At 65.6% G+C, this 19,370-nt stretch carries 11 protein-coding genes; 5 read left to right on the plus strand and 6 right to left on the minus strand.

What is annotated here, in order from left to right:
- Window positions 1–17: 17 nt before the first annotated feature.
- Window positions 18–1,022, plus strand: a complete 1,005-nt coding sequence (locus CQ050_RS27480; protein ID WP_105560004.1) for a TAXI family TRAP transporter solute-binding subunit — start codon at window positions 18–20, stop codon at window positions 1,020–1,022.
- A gap of 87 nt (window positions 1,023–1,109) precedes the next feature.
- The gene (locus CQ050_RS27485) at window positions 1,110–3,728 is read left to right on the plus strand and encodes a TRAP transporter fused permease subunit (protein ID WP_105560005.1); all 2,619 of its coding nucleotides are present in this window, start codon (window positions 1,110–1,112) and stop codon (window positions 3,726–3,728) included.
- Here CQ050_RS27485 and CQ050_RS27490 read toward each other — a convergent pair whose 3' ends face one another.
- The 5 genes from CQ050_RS27490 to parE all read right to left on the minus strand — a co-directional run bounded on the left by CQ050_RS27490 (window position 3,729) and on the right by parE (window position 10,666).
- Entirely contained in the window at window positions 3,729–4,949 is a 1,221-nt protein-coding gene (locus CQ050_RS27490; RefSeq protein WP_105560006.1) for a DUF418 domain-containing protein, read from the minus strand.
- Window positions 4,946–5,590, minus strand: a complete 645-nt coding sequence (locus CQ050_RS27495; RefSeq protein WP_105560007.1) for a TetR/AcrR family transcriptional regulator — start codon at window positions 5,588–5,590, stop codon at window positions 4,946–4,948. Before CQ050_RS27495 ends, CQ050_RS27490 begins: the two co-directional genes overlap by 4 nt.
- Before the next feature lie 143 nt (window positions 5,591–5,733).
- A complete protein-coding gene (gene parC, locus CQ050_RS27500) occupies window positions 5,734–8,064 on the minus strand; it encodes a DNA topoisomerase IV subunit A (protein WP_105560008.1) in 2,331 nt (776 codons plus the stop codon).
- Window positions 8,065–8,108: 44 nt separating this feature from the next.
- Entirely contained in the window at window positions 8,109–8,705 is a 597-nt protein-coding gene (locus CQ050_RS27505; protein ID WP_105560009.1) for a YcxB family protein, read from the minus strand.
- A complete protein-coding gene (gene parE / locus CQ050_RS27510; protein ID WP_105560010.1) occupies window positions 8,705–10,666 on the minus strand; it encodes a DNA topoisomerase IV subunit B in 1,962 nt (653 codons plus the stop codon). The genes CQ050_RS27505 and parE overlap by 1 nt, the downstream gene beginning before the upstream one ends.
- A 327-nt stretch (window positions 10,667–10,993) precedes the next feature.
- Between parE and trxA the strand changes: the two genes are divergently transcribed.
- Both trxA and rho read left to right on the plus strand, forming a co-directional pair.
- Window positions 10,994–11,320 (plus strand): thioredoxin TrxA, encoded by a 327-nt coding sequence (gene trxA / locus CQ050_RS27515; RefSeq protein ID WP_006218534.1) that lies wholly within the window; start codon window positions 10,994–10,996, stop codon window positions 11,318–11,320.
- Window positions 11,321–11,437: 117 nt separating this feature from the next.
- Window positions 11,438–12,697 carry a transcription termination factor Rho gene (rho, locus tag CQ050_RS27520; RefSeq protein WP_006218533.1) on the plus strand — a complete coding sequence of 420 codons (1,260 nt, stop codon included), beginning with the start codon at window positions 11,438–11,440 and terminating at the stop codon, window positions 12,695–12,697.
- A gap of 68 nt (window positions 12,698–12,765) precedes the next feature.
- Here rho and CQ050_RS27525 read toward each other — a convergent pair whose 3' ends face one another.
- Entirely contained in the window at window positions 12,766–16,416 is a 3,651-nt protein-coding gene (locus CQ050_RS27525; protein WP_105560011.1) for a YhdP family protein, read from the minus strand.
- Between the two features lie 130 nt (window positions 16,417–16,546).
- Between CQ050_RS27525 and glnE the strand changes: the two genes are divergently transcribed.
- Entirely contained in the window at window positions 16,547–19,312 is a 2,766-nt protein-coding gene (glnE, locus tag CQ050_RS27530) for a bifunctional [glutamate--ammonia ligase]-adenylyl-L-tyrosine phosphorylase/[glutamate--ammonia-ligase] adenylyltransferase (protein WP_105560012.1), read from the plus strand.
- Window positions 19,313–19,370: the final 58 nt, after the last annotated feature.

Below are 19,370 nucleotides of genomic sequence, written 5' to 3' on the forward strand. Positions count from 1 at the left end.
CCCCATAAGGAGTTTGCATGACCACGTCCGTCAAACATCCCTTGGGCCATCGCAACGCCTGGACGCTTGCTGCGGCAGGCTTGGCCACGGCATTGCTGTCCATGGCGTCGGCGCCCGCCGCCGCCCAACAAAAGTTCGTCAGCATCGGCACAGGCGGCGTCACCGGCGTCTACTATGCCGCGGGCGGCGCCATTTGCCGCCTGGTCAACAAGGACCGCGCCACGCACGGGATCCGCTGTTCGGTGGAATCCACCGGCGGCTCGGTGTTCAACGCCAACACCATCAAGGCAGGCGAACTTGACCTGGGCGTCGTGCAATCCGACGTCGGCTTCAACGCCTACAACGGCGAAGGCCAATTCAAGCAAGCCGGACCCTATCCCAAGTTGCGGTCCGTATTCTCTCTTCACCCCGAACCCTTCACCGTCGTCACCCGCAAAGACGCGAACATCACGCGCTTCGAGGATTTGAAGGGCAAGCGCTTCAACGTCGGCAACCCGGGCTCGGGCACGCGCGCGTCGATGGAGGAGCTGTTGGCCACGATGGGATGGACGCTGAAGGACTTCTCGCTGGCCTCGGAACTGCGCCCCGACGAGCACGGCTCCGCCGTATGCGATGGCAAGATCGACGGCTTCTTCTATGGCGTGGGCCACCCGTCGGCCAACATCCAGGACCCCACCACCAGCTGCGGCGCCAAGCTGGTCTCGCTGACCGGCCCGGCGGTGGACAAGCTGGTTGAGAAGTACCCCTACTACGCCCACGCCACGATCCCGGCCGGGCTGTATCCGAACAACCCCACCGAAACCAAGACGTACGGCGTCACGGCGACGTTCGTCACCTCCGCCGACGTGCCGGACGCCACGGTCTACACCGTGGTCAAGGCCGTGTTCGACAACTTCGACGACTTCAAGAAGTTGCATCCGGCATTCGCCAACCTGAAGCCGGCCGACATGGTGAAGAACGGCTTGTCGGCGCCGCTGCATCCCGGGGCTGAAAAGTACTTCAAGGAAAAGGGCCTGCTGTAAGGCCTTTGGCCAGCGCGCGTCCGCTACGCGCCTGGACTCATCGCGCGCCGCTCTGCCGGCGCGCGCCATGATACGTAGGGGAATTTCATGACAAAAGAGCCGCACACGCCGGCCCCGGACCTGGAACAGCTTGTCGCCGACGCCGACCGCGGCGGCCGCAACGTGGGCGGTGTCGCCGGCGCCACGCTGGCCGCGGGCGCGCTGATCTGGTCCTTTTTCCAACTCTGGTATGCGTCGCCGCTGCCGTTCTCGTTCAATTGGGGCATCTTCAACGACACCGAGGCGCGCGCGCTGCATCTGGGCGTTGCGATGTTCCTGGGCTATCTGGCGTATCCGGCCAGCAAACGCTCCGCGCGCGACCGCATGCCCTGGTATGACTGGGTCCTGGCGCTGGCCGCCGGCTTTTGCGGCAGCTATCTGTACGTCTTCTATAACGAATTGGCCGGCCGCCCCGGGCAGCCGACGCCGATGGACGTGGCCACCGCAGCCATTGGCCTGGCGCTGCTGCTGGAAGTCACGCGCCGCGCGCTCGGCCTGCCCATGACCGTGCTGGGACTGGTGTTCGTGGCCTACGCGCTGGCGGGCCCCTGGTTGCCTGATGTGCTGGCCCACCGCGGCGCATCGATCGAACGTCTGATGTCGCACATGTGGCTGACCACCGAAGGCGTGTATGGCGTTGCGCTGGGTGTGTCGGTGTCGTATATCTTCATCTTCGTTCTGCTGGGGTCGATGCTGGACAAGTGCGGCGCCGGCAACTACATGATGCAGGTCTCGTTTGCACTGCTGGGCCATCTGCGAGGCGGACCGGCCAAGGTGGCCGTCGTGTCATCCGCGGTCAACGGCCTGGTGTCGGCGTCGTCGGTGGCCAATGTGGTCACCGGCGGGATCTTCACGATCCCCCTCATGAAGAAGGCCGGCTATGGCGGCGTGCGGGCGGGCGCGATTGAAACCGCGTCATCCGTCAACGGCCAGATCATGCCGCCGGTCATGGGCGCGGCCGCGTTCCTGATGATCGAATACGTCGGCATCCCCTACACGGACATCATCCGCCACGCGATCCTGCCGGCCTCGATCTCCTACATCGCGCTGTTCTACATCGTCCACCTTGAAGCGCTGAAGTTGGGCATCCAGCCGATGATGGCCGCAGGGCCCGCCCGCACGCCGCTGCAGAAGCTGGCGGGATGGGGCATGGGCATCAGCGGCACGCTGCTGGTGATGGGCGCGGCCTATTGGATAGGCACCGGCGTGCAGGCACTGGCGGGCGCCGCGGCCATCTGGGTGCTGCTTGCGATACTGGCGGCGCTCTACCTGTGGCTGCTGCGTGTCGCCGCGGCGCATCCTGACCTGCCGCAGGACATCGACGTCAATCATCCCGTGCGGCCCGAGCCTTGGCCCACCGTGCGCGCCGGGCTGTATTTCCTGATCCCGATCGGCATCCTGGTGTGGTGCCTGAGCGTGGAGGAACTGTCCGCGGGCCTCTCCGCTTTCTGGGCTGCGACGGCGATGCTGTTCCAGATGGTGACCCAGCGCCCCCTGATCGCCTGGTTCCGCAAGCAGGACGCGGCCCCGGCATGGCGCCAGGGCTGGCGTGACGCCATCGGCGGCCTGCAGGACGGCGCGCGCAACATGATCGGCATCGCGATCGCGTGTGGCACGGCCGGCCTGATCGTCGGTGCCATCACGTTGACCGGCCTGGGCCTGCGCATGACCGCCTTCGTCGAACTGGTGTCGATGGGCAACGTGCTGCTGATGCTGATCTTCACCGCGCTGGTCTGCCTGGTCCTGGGCCTGGGCATGCCGACAACCGCGAACTACATCCTGATGGCGACATTGATGGCGCCGGTGGTCGTGGAACTGGGCGCGCAAAACGGCCTGGTCATCCCGCTGATCGCGGTGCACATGTTCGTGTTCTATTACGGCATCATGGCCGACATCACGCCGCCGGTGGGCCTGGCCACGTTCGCGGCGGCGGCGATATCGGGCGAAGATCCGATCAAGACCGGCATCCAGGGGGTCACTTACGCCGCGCGCACCGCCATCCTGCCATTCATGTTCGTGTTCAATCCGACCCTGCTGCTGATTGACGTCGACTACGGCTGGGAATTGGCCCTGGTCGTGGCCGGCGCGACGTTGGCATCCCTGACCTTTGCCGCGGCCACCATGCGGTGGTTCCGCACGCGCTGCACCTGGACCGAGGTGGGCGTGCTGCTGCTTGCGACGTTCATGCTGTTCCGTCCCGACTGGTTCATGGACTACCTTGCGCCACAATACGAAAGCCGTCCCGCCGCCGACATGCAGACAATCGCCGGCGCGCTGCCGGACAACGGCCGCCTGACCGTGGTGCTGCGCGGAATAAACCTGGAAGGCGATGAGCTGACCAAGACCGTCGCGGTTGCCCTGCCGGCGTTGGAAACCGGCGCCGGCGCGCCAGACGCCGGACGCCGGCGCCTGGCCGAAGCCGGTGTGACGCTGATGAGCCTGGGCGACCAGACACAGATCGGCGGCGTCCGGTTCGGCAGCCGGGCCCAGCGCTCGGGCTGGGAGCAAGGCTGGGACGTGCTGGAGGTCAAAGCGCCGAATCCGGGACGCTGGTCGGACCATTGGGTCTACCTGCCCGCGTTGCTGCTGTTGGCCGGCATGTGGATGCGGCAAGGCAGGCGAGACGGCGGCGCCGCGATCGGGCGGCTGCGTGCCCGATCGGCCTGATCACTGCGCGCGCGCCCTCCGCCAGGGCGGCAACGTCCCGATGGTAAGCGCGCGCAGGAACCATTCCACCGGGCCATAGGCATGCCGGCGTAGCCACCAGGCCGACAACGGCAGTTGCGCCGCGAAAATGGCCACCGCGATGCCGGTGGCCGCCAGCGGCGACACCGACGCGAACAGCCGCAAGCCCCAGCCCGTGAACAGGAAAGCGCAAACGACCGACTGCATCAGGTAGTTGGTCAGCGCCATCCGGCCCGCCGGCGCCAGCCAGACGCCGACGAATCCAAGCGCCCTGGTCCGCAGGGCCAGCAGGAAGGCGGCGGCGTAAGACATGCTGAGCAACGGCGCGGTCAGCAAGTCCGCCGCCAACCCCGGAAGTTCCCAGGCACCACCGGCGAACGGTAGCGACGACGTGGCGTACAACGCCGACCCGGCCAACCCCGGTAACAATCCGAGTGCGCACAGCAGGCCCAGCACGCGAGGCTGCCGCCAAGGATTCGCCAACGCCTCGCGCCGACCCAGCGCATAGCCCGCGAGGAACATCGCAAAGACGAACGGGCCCTGCACGAACAGGACCGTGAACCAGACGCTCGCGGTCAATTCCTGGATGTGCTGCGCGATCGTCGTGGCGATGGTGCCGCGGTAGGCCTCGATAGAGGCCAGCGCTTCCGCTTTATATAGCGCCTGGTAGCCGGCGGGCACGGGATCCAGGAAACTCAAGGCTCCCAGAATCGCCCACGCCACCGAGGCCAGCACGATCAACCACAACGCGGCGCGCAGTGCGCGCTTGGGCGCCATCCGCCGGCAACACAGCAGCCCCAGGCCCAGCAACGAATAGGTCAGCAGGATGTCGCCTTGATAGAACAGCACGGCATGCGCCGCACCCAGCAACGCCAGCCCGGCCAGGCGCCGCAGAAAGCGCGGCGCAAAGGCGGCCTGGCTGCGCTCGGCCGCCGCCATCTGCAACGTGAAGCTATAGCCGAACAGGAAGGAAAACAGCAGGTAGAACTTGGTCTCGAACAACCATGCGATCACCCAGCGCACGACCACGTCCAACGGACGGGAATAGGCCGGATCGGTAATGCCCGCGCCATAGAACGGCGACGAGAACACGCCGATGTTCACGATCAGGATGCCAAAGAGCGCAAAGCCGCGCAGCGCGTCCACATGGGCCAGGCGGCCGGAAGGTTCAGCGGCGGCATGGGATTGAGCGGCGGCGGTCATGCGCGGCCCTTCGCCGCCTGGCCGCGGCGTGGCGCGGGGTCTCGCGGTGCCGTGGCGGGCGGCAGACTGCGTTCCAGCGCCTGGTCCAGCAAACTGGCGGCAGCCTCGGCGCCAAAAGCCGGGTCCACCACCGAACGGCTGTAGACCCCATCAAGCAGCAGCAACAACGTGTCCGCCATCTGCGCCAACGGCCGTGGGGCCTCCCGCCCTTTCCAGACCGCCGCAAGCAAGGTCAACAGGCCGGTCTTGCGCTCGGCCTCGTTCGCCATCACCAACGCATGTACACGGGGATTGCGCACCGCCTCGGCCAGCACTTCCATGCCCAGGCGCACAAACGCCGGATCCCGATACAGCGCCAGTTGCCCGTCCACCCACTCCCGCAGCGCTTGGCACGCATCCGGCGCTGCGCCCGCGGCCCGCATCCGCGACCGGATGTCGTCGGTGTCGGACGCGATCAGCGCTTCGATGATGTCGGCCTTGCTGGCGTAGTAATGGAAAAGGTTGCCCGGGCTCATCGCGGCCCGTTTGCAGATCTGCGCGGTCGAGGTCGCATGGAAGCCGTGTTCGGCAAAGCAGTGCGCCGCGGCCTCCAGGATGTGGAGGCGACGTTCCTGCTGTTTGATGGGATCGGTTTTGCGCATCACTTATTAATAGACTGACTGATCTATCTATTAAATAGCAATGTGCGGAATCCAGTCAAGAAAAAAGCGGGCCATCCGGCCCGCCCTTTCTTATCGCCCATCGGCGCAATCGGCGAAGGCCCGATTGCGCCTCCGACGCGCCATCATCCCAGCACGGGCGACAACACTGGCTGCTTGGGGCGCACATCCAACTGGCGGCCCTTGCGTGCGCGCTTGCCCACATAGGGGGCCAGCGCGTCGCCGACCAGGATGTCCTCGGTCACCTTATTGCGGTAGATACCCGTGGCGCGCAGGCCACGGGCGCCGATCGGCACCGTCTGGTCCAACTTGTCCGAGGCATCCAGGCCCATCAGGATCGTGCCGCGTCCGCCGCCGGACAGGGACTTGCACTCGTCCAGGCCGAAGACCAGGAACTTGCCCTTGGCCGACAGCAACGCCAACTGCGTGGCGCCGTCGAACAGCGGCACCGGGCGCAGCATTTGGTCGCCCTCTTCCAGCGTGATGAACTGCTTGCCGGCGCGCTGGCGGCTGACCATGTCGGACAGCTTCGCTGCAAAGCCGTAGCCGCCACGCGTGGCCAGCAGCCAACGCGTATCCGGCGCCGCGGCGATGGTATGCACGATGCGCGTGCCGGATTCCAGGTCGATCATGGTGGTGACCGGCTGGCCGTCGCCACGCGCCGAGGGCAGCCCGCCGACCGGCACGGAATACACCCGGCCGTTGTCGCCCATCGCGATCAGCGTATCGGTAGTGCGGCATTCAAAGGCGCCGTACAGGTCGTCGCCCTGCTTGAAGCCGAATTGCGAGGCATCGTGGCCATGGCCCTGGCGAGCGCGCAGCCAGCCCTTTTGCGACACGACGACGGTGACGGGTTCGTCCAGCACCTTGGTTTCCAGCACGGCGCGTTCGGCCGTCTCGATCAGCGTGCGGCGGTCATCGCCATACTGCTTGGCGTCGGCCTCGATTTCCTTGATCAGCAGGCGTTTGAGCGTCGTCGGATTGTCCAGCAGTTCTTGCAACGAGATCTGGTCCTTGCGCTTATCGGCCAATTCCTGCTCGATCTTGAAGCCTTCAAGACGGGCCAGTTGGCGCAAGCGCATTTCCAGGATGTCCTCGGCCTGGCGCTCGGACAGCTTGAAGCGTTCCATCAGCGCGGCGCGGGGCTCGTCGGATTCGCGGATCGTCTGAATGACTTCGTCCACGTTCAGGTAGACCAGCATGCGGCCTTCCAGCACGTGGATACGGTCGGTGACCTTGTCCAGGCGGAAACGCGTGCGGCGCACGACCGTGTTGGTGCGGAATGCCACCCATTCGACCAGGATGTCGCGCAGGCCTTTCTGGCGCGGCCGGCCATCGGTGCCGATGCACACCAGGTTGATCGACGAACTGCTTTCCATGCTGGTTTGCGCCAGCAGCGTGTTGACGAATTCGTCGCGGTCCACGCGCGAGGTCTTCGGTTCGAAGACGAGGCGCACCGCGGCGTCCTTGCCGGATTCATCGCGAACGGCGTCCAGCAGGTTCAGCATGACCGCCTTGGCCTGCGTCTGCTCGGGCGTCAGGCTCTTCTTGCCCGACTTGACCTTGGGGTTGGTGATTTCCTCGATCTCTTCCAAGACCTTCTGGCCCGACGTGCCCGGCGGCAGTTCGGTGATCACCAGTTGCCATTGGCCGCGCGCCATTTCCTCGAACTGCCAGCGCGCGCGCACCTTCAGCGAGCCCCGTCCCCCGCCGTAGATCTGCGCGATATCCGCAGCGGGCGTGATGATCTGGCCGCCGCCGGCGAAGTCGGGGCCCGGGATCATGGCGTGCAGTTCCGCGTCCGGCAATTGCGGCTGCTTGATCAGCGCCACGCAGGCCTGGGCCACTTCACGCAAGTTGTGCGACGGGATTTCGGTGGCCATGCCGACCGCGATGCCCGACGCGCCATTCAGCAGCATCACCGGCAAGCGGGCCGGCAGCATCTGCGGCTCTTGCTGGCTGCCGTCGTAGTTGGGCACGAAGTCCACGGTGCCTTCGTCCAGCTCGTCCAGCAAGAGCTTGGCGATAGGCGTCAGGCGGGCCTCGGTGTATCGCATCGCGGCGGCGTTGTCGCCGTCGCGCGAACCGAAGTTGCCCTGGCCGTCGATCAGCGGATAGCGCAGCGAAAAATCCTGTGCCATGCGCACCATGGCGTCGTAGGCGGCCTGGTCGCCGTGCGGGTGGTACTTACCGAGCACGTCGCCCACGACGCGCGCGGACTTCACGGGCTTGGCGCCCGCGGCAAGGCCCATGGCCTGCATGGCGAACAGAATGCGGCGCTGCACGGGCTTCTGCCCGTCGCCGACATCCGGCAAGGCGCGGCCGCGCACAACGGAAACCGCGTAGTCCAGATAGGCCTGCTCGGCGTAGCGCGCTAGCGTGATGGCCGCGTTGGCGTCGCCATCGCCGTCAGGCGGGGTGGGGTCGAATAAGCCGGGTTGATTGCTGTCGGTCATGATGGTTCAAGTAGACAAATTCATCGAAACGGCGTCAGTGCGCCTCAAGCGGACGGCGCCAGCTGCGTGTCGGCGACATGCGCGCGCAACTGGGCGCGCACCGCCTCCAACGTAGCGGCGTCCTGGCCGCGCTTGGGAATGATCACGCCCTGCAAGGTGCCCAGGATGACGTATAGATGCTGCGGGGTTTCTTCAACCCGGCGGATATCGGACCATTCCATGCGCCCGGAGGCGCTGGCGGTCGTGTCCAGGATGCCCTCGGCCCCGAAGTCCAGCTGATGCCGGCCCAGGAACAGGTCGTCCGGCTGCCTTTTCAGCATCCGCCGCGTATTCATCCTGACCAGCGGCGGCAGCGCGAACTCGTAGGCCAGCGCCAGCAGCGCCAGGATGCCCAGCCCCACCGCCAGCCCCTCGAAGTACACGGGCAGTATCCGCCCCCAGTCCGGCCCCTTGCCGTCCCAGGTCTGCCAGATCAGGTAGGCCAGCAAGGCCACGATCATCAGGACCGCGAAACGCAGGTGGGAGCGGTACCGGCGACGCCGCAATTCGGGCCGCTTGTACACGTAGGCCGCGAATTCCGCGTAGTCGTCGGCGGTCATGTCGACCGTCATCCGGGCTTGGCCGGGCGTGGCGGACGTCATCAGATATCCAGCTCCGCCAGGTTGCCCTTTTCTTCGATCCAGGCGCGGCGTTGCGAAGATTCCCCCTTGCCCATCAGCATGTCGAACATGCGGGTGGTGTCTTCGGGGGTCTGGTCGCCATAGCCCACAGGCAGCAAGCGGCGCGTGTCCGGGTTCATCGTGGTTTCCCACAACTGCTCCGGATTCATTTCGCCCAGGCCCTTGAAGCGGCTGACCGCCCAGGCGCCTTCCCGCACGCCTTCCTTGCGCAGTTTGTCCTGCGCGGCTTCAAGCTCGCCTTCGTCCAGGCAGTAGATCTTGCGGGCCGGGCGCTTGCCCTGCGCCGGCACGTCCAGGCGGAACAGCGGCGGCTTGGCCACGTACACGTTCCCGGCTTCGACCAGCTTGGGGAAGTGCTTGTAGAACAAGGTCAACAGCAGCACCTGGATGTGCGAACCGTCGACGTCGGCGTCGGACAGGATGCAGATGCGGCCGTAGCGCAGGCCCGACAGGTCCGGCGTATCGCCGGGGCCGTGCGGATCCACGCCGATCGCGACCGAAATGTCATGGATTTCATTGTTGGCGAAGAGACGGTCGCGATCCACTTCCCAGGAATTCAGCACCTTGCCTCGCAGCGGCAGGATGGCCTGGAATTCCTTGTCTCGGCCCATCTTGGCGGAACCGCCCGCTGAATCGCCCTCGACCAGAAAGACTTCGGTGCGGGTCGCGTCGCTGGATTCGCAATCGGTCAGCTTGCCGGGCAACACCGCCACGCCCGAACTCTTGCGCTTTTCGACCTTTTGCGCGGACCGTTGGCGCGCCTGGGCTTGGCGGATCGCCAATTCAGCCAGTTTCTTGCCGTATTCGACGTTGCTGTGCAGCCAGAGATCCAGCGCGCTCTTGGAAAAGCCGCCCACCAGGCGCACCGCGTCGCGGCTGTTCAGACGTTCTTTGATCTGACCCTGGAATTGCGGGTCAAGCACCTTGGCCGACAGCACGAAGCTGGCGCGCGCAAACACGTCTTCAGGCAGCAGCTTCACGCCCTTGGGCAGCAGGCTGTGCAATTCGGCAAAGCCCTTCACCGCGCCGAAGAGGCCTTCGCGCAGCCCTGATTCGTGGGTCCCGCCGGCCGGCGTCGGGATCAGGTTGACGTACGACTCGCGCACGGCGTTGCTGTCTTCGGTCCAGGCCACCACCCATTGCGCGCCCTCGCCTTCGGCGAAGTTCTCGTGGTCGGCGCCGGCGTACTGCTGGCCTTCGAAGAACGGCACCATCAGTTCAGCGCCGGTCAGCGCTTCGGCCAGATAGCCGCGCAGGCCGTCCTGGTATTGCCAGGTCTTGGTGTCGCCGGACTTCTCATTGACCAGCGTGACCTTGACGCCGGGCAGCAGCACGGCCTTGCTGCGCAGCAAGTGCGTCAGCTCGCCCAACGGAATGTTGGGGCTGTCGAAGTATTTCGCGTCCGGCCAGACGCGCACGCGGGTGCCCGACTTCTTGCGGCCGCCCTGGTCGTACGGCGCCAGCGGTTCGGCAACATCACCGCCCTTGAAGACCAGGCGGCTGACCGCGCCGTCGCGCCACACCACCACTTCCAGCCGGGTGGACAGCGCATTGGTAACGGACACGCCCACGCCGTGCAGGCCGCCGGAAAACGCATAGGCCCCGCCGCCCGCCTTGTCGAACTTGCCGCCTGCATGCAGGCGCGTGAAGACCAGCTCCACGACGGGAGCGCCTTCTTCGGGGTGCAGGCCGACGGGAATGCCCCGCCCGTCGTCCTCGACGGACACGCTGCCGTCAATGTGCAGCGTGACCTGTATCTGTTTGCCGTAGCCGGCCAGGGCCTCGTCTGCGGCGTTATCAATGACCTCTTGCACGACGTGCAGCGGGTTTTCGGTGCGGGTGTACATGCCCGGGCGCTGGCGCACGGGCTCCAGCCCCTTCAGGACGCGAATGGACGCCTCGGTGTAACGTGGAGTGGCCAAGTTATCCCCAACATCTGTGGAAAAAAACCGACATTTTACGGATAAGCCTAGATTCTGCGCGGCTCCCGGTAGGATGCGCACGACCTGACCAGCTCCGAATTCGGTAGGATGATGACAGTCACAGCCAGCGCGCCAAGGTTCAATCACCCGGATCACGACGACTGCGCCGCAACATCCTACACAAAACCAGCAAACCCTGTTGTTATTAACAGTGGTATGCCTGTTGTTATTGACAGTGGTATGCTTTAATCCATTCCACATACAAGAACAACGGCAAGGCGCGTCCCTTTTTACGCGCCTTTTGCTGCCGAACCGAGAATCACCATCATGAGCGACCAAATCAAGAACGTCAGTGACGCAAGCTTCGATGCCGATGTGTTGAAATCCGGCCAGCCGGTGCTGGTGGACTACTGGGCTGCCTGGTGTGGCCCCTGCAAGATGATTGCCCCGATCCTGGAAGAAGTCGCCACCGAGTACGCAGGTCGCCTGACGATCGCGAAGCTGAACGTGGACGAAAACCAGGGTACCGCCACCAAATATGGCATCCGCGGCATCCCGACCCTTATGCTCTTTAAAGACGGCCAAGCCGCCGCCACCAAAGTTGGCGCGCTGTCGAAGTCGCAACTCACCGCATTCCTGGACGGCGCGTTGTAAACTGCGTGCTGTGAACGAAGGCGCCGCCCTGGAGGCGGCGCTCATTCAAGACCGCGCGAGCCCGTCCGTGGCGCGCCGCCAGAGCCCTCCTTTACTTTTCCCCCACCAATCACCGCGATGCACCTCAACGAACTGAAGGCGCTGCATGTCTCGCAGCTGCTGGAAATGGCCGCTGGCCTGGAAATCGAGAACGCCAACCGCCTGCGCAAGCAGGAACTGATGTTCGCCATCATGAAACGGCGCGCCAAGCAAGGCGAGCAGATCTTTGGCGACGGCGTCCTGGAAGTCCTGCCCGATGGCTTCGGTTTCCTGCGCTCGCCCGAGACCTCGTATCTGGCCAGCACGGACGACATCTACATCTCGCCGTCGCAGATCCGCCGTTTCAACCTGCACACCGGCGACTCGATCGAAGGTGAAGTCCGTACGCCGAAAGATGGCGAGCGCTACTTCGCCCTGGTCAAGGTGGACAAGGTCAACGGCGTGGCGCCTGAAGCGATCAAGCATCGCATCATGTTCGAGAACCTGACGCCGCTGCACCCGAACCGGACGATGCGCCTTGAACGCGACATCAAGAGCGAAGAGAACCTCACCGGCCGTATCCTGGACGTGTTCGCCCCGATCGGCATGGGCCAGCGCGGCCTGATCGTCGCCAGCCCCAAGTCGGGCAAGACGGTGATGATGCAGCACATTGCGCATGCCATCACCACCAACTACCCCGACGCGGTCATGATCGTCCTGCTGGTCGACGAACGCCCGGAAGAAGTGACCGAAATGCAACGCACGGTGCGCGGCGAAGTGGTGGCGTCGACCTTCGACGAACCCGCTACCCGTCACGTGCAAGTGGCTGAAATGGTCATCGAAAAGGCCAAGCGCCTGGTCGAAATGAAGAAAGACGTCGTGATCTTGCTGGACTCGATCACCCGTCTGGCCCGCGCCTACAACACCGTGGTGCCGGCCTCCGGCAAGGTGCTGACCGGCGGTGTGGACGCCAACGCCCTGCAACGCCCCAAGCGCTTCTTCGGCGCAGCCCGCAACCTGGAAGAAGGCGGTTCGCTGACCATCCTGGGTACGGCGCTGATCGAAACCGGCAGCCGCATGGACGAAGTCATCTACGAAGAATTCAAGGGCACGGGCAACTCCGAAGTCCACCTTGAGCGCCGTCTGGCTGAAAAGCGCGTCTACCCGTCGATCAACCTGAACAAGTCGGGCACCCGTCGCGAAGAACTGCTGATCGCCCCTGACCTGCTGCAAAAGGTCTGGGTGCTGCGCAAGTTCATCCACGACATGGATGAAGTGCAGTCCATGGAATTCATCCTGGACAAGATGCGCGCCACCAAGACCAATGCCGAATTCTTCGACATGATGAAGAAGAAATAAGACAGGTCTTGCCCCATGAAAAAACCGCCGTCAGGCGGTTTTTTCATGGGTAAAAAAAGTAAGTGGCTTCAGTGCTCGATATGTTGGGGGATGCGGTTGCGGGGCGCGTCCGAACCGGCCGGCCGCGGCGTCTGTTTATCCGGCGCCTTGCCCGATGCGTCGATCGGCTCGATCTGGGGATCGTCCCAGTTGCCGGTCACTGAATACTCCATGGTCATGGCCCGCGCCAGCGGCTGCTTGAGCAACCATTGCGTGACAAACGCGCCCAGGCCGATCAGCGGGTTCACGGCCAGCGCCGTCACCATGGCCGCGCCGCTGGCGTCCAGGTTGGGGATCACCACCGCTTTCAAATCCCAGCGCTCGCGGATGATATTGACGCCGCCCGCCAGGACGATCGCGGCCACGGGCCCACTGATCTTGTAGCCTTCGGTGGACATCAGCCCGTCCGCCATCTTCACGCGCCCGCGGATGGTGTCGAACGGGAAGCCGTCGCGCAGCAGATTGGTCGGATTGACGTCCAGCCGCGCCAAGCGCTGCAGCGATTGCAGCGACAGCAGTTCCAGCAGCCGCGCCGTGCGGGAATTCACATGCATGAAGCGGCCCTTGTCCAGGCTGATATCGACCTCGCCCGCCACGTCCGCAACATTGTGGGTCCAGGGCAGATCGCGCCAGGTCGCCTTGCCGACCGCCGAGCCTTCACCGCCGGACACCATGTTCTCGAAGCCGATCCGGGTCATGAATTTGCCCAGGTCGACGAACTTGGCCGTGGCGTCCACGGTCAGCCCCCGGTCGGGTCCTTCCAGGCGCCAGTTGCCCGTGGCGTTCAGGTTCGCGGCGTCGTTGGTGATCGATAGCTTGTCCAGACGCCATTGCCGGCCGCGTTCCAGATTGGTGCCGATCACTTGAAGTTCGCCCACGTTCTTGCCGTACAGGAAGAACTCCTTGGCCTGCAGGTCGATCGCCGGGATATCTGACAGATCATTGCCGGACGCGAGAGCCTTGTCCGCTTCGTTGGTGTCGTCGGCGCCCCCGAACGACAGGTGCTTCATGCGCGCGGTGATCTGGCCCGCGATCGCGCCCGATGCCTCCCGCCATTCCAATGCCCCCGTTGCCTGGCGCGACGCGACGTCCACCCGCCACTGCGCCGGGCCCGGACGGGTGGCGTACAGCGTCAGGTCGTTCAAGGTGTAGCTGCTGGCGCGCAGCAAGCCGGTCGCCAGGCTGATGCGCTCGGGTTCGGGGAAAACGGCCTTGGCCGCCGGTTTCTTGGCCCCGCCCTTGCCCGCAGGCGTGTCGAACCCCTCCAGCACGGTTTCCCAACTGCCCAGGTCAAGCTCCGGCAGGCTGGCGTTCAGGCTCATCCCGCGTTCAGGCAGGCTGGCAGGACGCCCGATGCCTAGCGCGCCCCGCGCGAAGTAGGATGGCGCCGCATCGCCAGGATCGCGTTCAAACAGCGCATTGACGTTGTCCCCCAGGCTGGCCGTCAGCCAGCGGCGGCCCTTGGCGCCGCGGTCCTGCGCCGCGGCCCATTGCAGCTTCAGCAATTGGGACGACGACGCAGATTTTCCAACTGGCGCCGGCATATCGATCGCCATGCCGGCCAAGTCGGACTCCATGGAAATCTCGACCGAACCGCCCTTCTGGTACCCCACCCGCCCCCTGTAGGCCGCCTTGCCGCTAAAGCGCGACATGGACGGCGCATTGCTCAGCTGCGACAACCCCGAGCCAGCCAGCGTACCGTCGAAATGCAGGGCGTCGGAGCTTTGCGCCAGCGTGCCTGAAATCTTGACCGGGCCGCCCAGGAATTGGGCGCGGATATCCTTGGCCTGCACGCCCTTTTCCGAGAATTCAAGGTCACCGTGCATCTGGCTCAGCAAGGGCATTTCGGGCATGAAGGTGAAGGCGTTGTCCGCGAACACGATACGTCCCTGGACCTGGGTATCGTCCGTGTTCAGCAACGGCACTTTCAGCTTCAGCGGCATGCGCCAATCGCCTGTGCCGCGGGCCTCATCCAGCGCGCCGTCCAGCAGCCCCCCCAACGGCGAATTCGCCGCCATCGCCAGATAGGCCGGCACGGGCCCCGAGACCTCGCCGTCCAGCCGCAATTCAGCGTTATGGTCCATGTCGGGAATCGTCGCGGTCACGGCGCCCATATTGACCGTCTGGCCCGGCCCGGTACGTGCAATGGCGCCGCCCGGGCTGTCCAGCGTCAAGCTCACCTTGTCGATGCGGAAACTGCCCGACAGGTTCTCCAGCATGGGCCAACCCTTGCGATGCGGACGCGCCGGCGCGTAATCGACCTTGGCCCCGGCATAGGCGCCCGCAATGACGAATTCCCCGCCGACGCCCGGCGAATTGAAGGGGAAGTCGTCCAGGTCCCCTTTAAGCGTGATGGCGGCGGACTGCATTTCGCCCGCCGGCAAGCCGGTGGCCAGCCACTCGCGGGCGTCCGCATTAACCTCCAGGGGCAGGTAGCGGTGTATGGCCGGCATCGCGCCGCGCACCATGGTGCCGCGCATGTCCACGCTGCCCGCCGCCGTCTTGCCTTCGCGCTGCCATTGGCCCTGCAAGCGCACGTCCAGGTCTTCGTTGACGACGTGCAGCTGCGCCACGTCCACGAACCAGTCTTGCGCGTTCGGGCCTTTGATCTGGGCATCCAGCGCCAGTTCGCGCGCCGCCAGCGTGGGTTCTTCGAACACGCCGGGCAGCGTGACGCGCAACTGCTGCACCGCGCCCTTGACCGATACGTCGGCCGCCCCGGTGCTGCGCGCCAGCGGCATGCCGTCAATCTGGATGAAATCGCCGGGCAGCCCCCGTATGCGCAACTGGGCCGAGCCGCCGCGCACGGCGGGCCCCTCATTGCCGGCCGACCAGTCCACGCCACGGACGGCAACGTCCGACGTCAGTTCGGTGAATTTGCCGCGATCCAGCTGCAACCACGCGCGGCCCGCTATCCGCCCCGCGACCGGCGGCGGTTTCACCCACGACGACCAGGCCAACGGCTCGACGTCATCCACTTCGGCATAGAGCTGCCCGCTCCAGTTCGCAGCGTTTGCGGCATTGGCGGAGAACAGGCTGCGGTTGAATTCCCCGCGCAATTCCACCTTGCGCGCCAACGCGTCGCCCGCCGAGCCCCGCAGCACGAAACGGTGCGACAGGCTGCCGTTGCGCATCAGGAAATCGACACCGGTCAGCGTCAGCGCCGGCGCCTGGCGCAGATCGTCCTGCCAGACGACGGTCGCATCGCGGATCAACAATTCCCGCTGGGCGACCAACCAGCGCAATGCCGGATGGTTCAAGTCAGACTGGTGGTCGCTGGCGTTCAGGTCAATGTCCTGCCCGGCGATCCAGAGGTGGTTCGCGGGGTCGCGCCGCAGCGTCAATTCAGGTTTTTCCACCCGCAGGCGCACCAGGGTGGGCGACAAGGCCAGAATGCTGCGCCACCCCAGCACGGCCGACACGGACGACAGTGTCAAAACCGGCGCCGCCTCGTCATCGAACACCTGGACGGCGGTAAGATCAAGCTTGGGATTCAGCCCCTGCCAGTTGGCCTGTATGCCGCCGATGGCGACCCGGGCGCCCAACGCCTGGCTGGCGTAAGCCTCGATCTGGGGACGCCATTGGTCCACGCGAGGCAACACCCAATAGCGCACGCCCAGGAGCCCGATGGCCACCACGCCATAAATTGTCAGCGCGACCCAAAACAGGAAGCAGAGCACGCGACGCGCGTGCGGCGTGGGAGCGGTATTTGAAACGGACACGGATCGTGTGGTGGGCAGGAGAAGATGTCTTGCGGTATCGTCCCCACTTATACCTGAAACGCGCTCATTCGTCTGCCGCCCTTACGCCATGACATCGTCCCCTCTGCTTGCTCCCGCCCTTGCCTGGTCCGGTCATTTGCGCCGCCGCCTGGATGCCCACCCCGACCTGGCCGCCTGGCTGGCCGATGCCGTGCAGCAACCGGTCACGCCCGCCCGCCTGGCGCAATGGCAGTCTGAACTGGCCGGACCCGACGCCCCGGCCACGCCGTCGGTGGACACCTGCCGCATGGTGCTGCGAAAGCTGCGCGAACGGGTATTCAGCGCGCTGATCGTCCGGGACCTGACGGGCCAGGCCGACCTTGAAGAAGTCGTCGGGGCGATGACCGCGCTGGCCGACATCGCGGTGGCGGCGGCCTACCGCAGCGTGGCGGCGGAACTGGCGGCCGTGCATGGCGTGCCGCGCGACCCCGCCACTGGCAAGCCGCAGGAAATGCTGATCGTCGGCATGGGCAAGCTGGGCGGTTGCGAACTGAACGTGTCCTCCGACATCGACCTGATCATGCTGTACGGCGAGGAAGGCGAAACGGACGGCCCGCGCCGGATCAGCCACCACGAGTTCTACGGCCGCCTGACGCGGCGCATGATGCCGGTCATCTCCGAGGTGGACGCCAACGGCCAGGTGTTCCGCACCGACCTGCGCCTGCGCCCCGATGGCGACGCCGGCCCGCTGGCCTGGAGCCTGGACGCGCTAGAGCACTATCTGATCGGCCAGGGCCGCGAATGGGAGCGCTATGCCTGGCTGAAAGCCCGCCTGATGCCCGCCCAGGCCTTCGAAGGCAGCGACAGCACGGCGCAGGCCCGGCAACTGGAAAGCCTGCGCGTGCCTTTCGTCTATCGGAAGTACTTCGACTTTGACGCGCTGGCCGCCCTGCGCGCCCTGCGCGAGCGCATCCGCCAGGACTGGCAGCGTCGCGCCATGGCGCGCAACGGCATCGACAGCGCCAACAACATCAAGCTGGGCGACGGCGGCATCCGCGAGATCGAATTCGTGGTGCAACTGGCCCAGTTGATCCGCGGCGGCCGCATGCCCACGCTGCAGAAGCGCGGCCTACTTGAAGCGCTGCACGCCGAGCAACTGGCGGGCCTGGTGCCGGAAGACGACGCCCGGCGGCTGGAGGAAGCCTACCGCTACCTGCGCCGCACCGAGCACGCCCTGCAGTACCGCGAAGACGAGCAGACCCATCTGCTGCCCGGCGACCCTGCCCAGCGCGCCGCGCTGGCGGCGGCGCTGGGCATGAGCCCGGAAGATTTCGAAAGCACGCTTGCCGCGCACCGCAAGTTCGTCTCGCAGACGTTCCGCAATGTGTTCCGCATGGTGGGCATGGGTGACGCGGAAGACACCAGCACGCCAGCCGACGATGCCCCCGAAACGCCCGACAACGAGTGCGAGCTAGCCGAACAGATCCGGCAGGCGTTCGGCGACGAGGCGCAAGACTTGCTGCGCCGCACCGAAACCCTGCTGGGCAGCCATCGCGTGCGCAGCCTGCCCGAAAGCAGCCGCCGCCGCATGGAAGCCCTGTTGCCGGCCGCCCTGCGCGCCGCGCGCCAGACGCCGGCGCCGCTGGACGCCGCGGTGCGCTTGTTCGACCTGATCGAAAAAATCGCGCAGCGCAGCGCCTACCTGGCGCTGTTGGCCGAATACCCGGACACGCTGGCGCGCGTGGCGCGGATGGTCGCCGCCAGCCCGTGGGCCGCGCAATACCTGACCCAGCACCCGCTGCTGCTGGACAGCCTGATCGATTGGCGCACGCTGTTCGAACCGCTGGATTTCGCCCAGATCGCCCGGCAACTGACCGCCGACCTGGACGCCTGCCGGCTGCCCGACGGCGATCCCGACATCGAACGCCAGATGAACCTGATGCGCGACGTGCAGCGCCAGGCCAGCTTCCAGTTGCTGGCGCAGGATCTGGAAGGAGAGCTGACGGTGGAGAAGCTGGCGGACCAGTTGTCGGCGCTGGCCGACCTGCTGCTGACCGAGACCATCCGGCGCGCCTGGCCGCTGGTGAACAAGGTGCCGGGCGCCCTGCCCCATTTCGCCGTCATTGCCTACGGCAAGCTGGGCGGCAAGGAACTGGGCTATGCCTCCGACTTGGATCTGGTGTTCCTGTTCGACGATCCGCGCGAGGACGCGGCCGAGGTCTACGCGAAGCTTGGCCGGCGCATGACGTCGTGGCTGTCGACCATGACGTCGTCCGGCCGGCTCTACGAGATAGACCTGCGCCTGCGGCCGGATGGCGATGCCGGGCTGCTGGCCGTGTCGGTGGAAGCCTTCGAGCAATACCAGAACAAGCATGCCTGGGCCTGGGAACACCAGGCGTTGACCCGTGCGCGGCATGCCGCCGGCGACGCCGACGTGGGCGCCCGCTTCGAGAAGATCCGCGAAGCGATCCTGGTGCAACCCCGCGACCCGGCCGCGCTGCGTACCGAAGTGCTGGCCATGCGCGAAAAAATCAATGCCGGCCATCCGAATACCAGCCAGAAGTTCGACCTGAAGCACGACCGTGGCGGCATGGTCGACGTGGAATTCGTCACGCAGTACCTGGTGCTGTGCTATGCGGGCACCCATCCGGTGCTGGTGCGCAATCTGGGCAACATCACCCTGTTGCGCCTGGCCGGCGAGGCCGGCCTGATCCCGCCCGAGCTGGCCGCGCGTGCCGCCGACGCCTACCGCGTATTGCGCCGCGTCCAGCATCAACTGCGCATGCAGGGCGTGGAAAAAGCGCGCGTGGGACCGGAACAACTGGTGGAGGAACGCGCGGCGGTGCGTGAGCTATGGGACGCGGTGCTGGGCTAGGGCCTTTCCCGGCGCGCGGCAACTCGCGGTAAAATAAGGGGTTTTCCGCCTTTTTTGC

The sequence above is a fragment of the Achromobacter sp. MYb9 genome, assembly GCF_002975275.1.
In the GTDB taxonomy this organism is placed as follows: domain Bacteria; phylum Pseudomonadota; class Gammaproteobacteria; order Burkholderiales; family Burkholderiaceae_B; genus Achromobacter.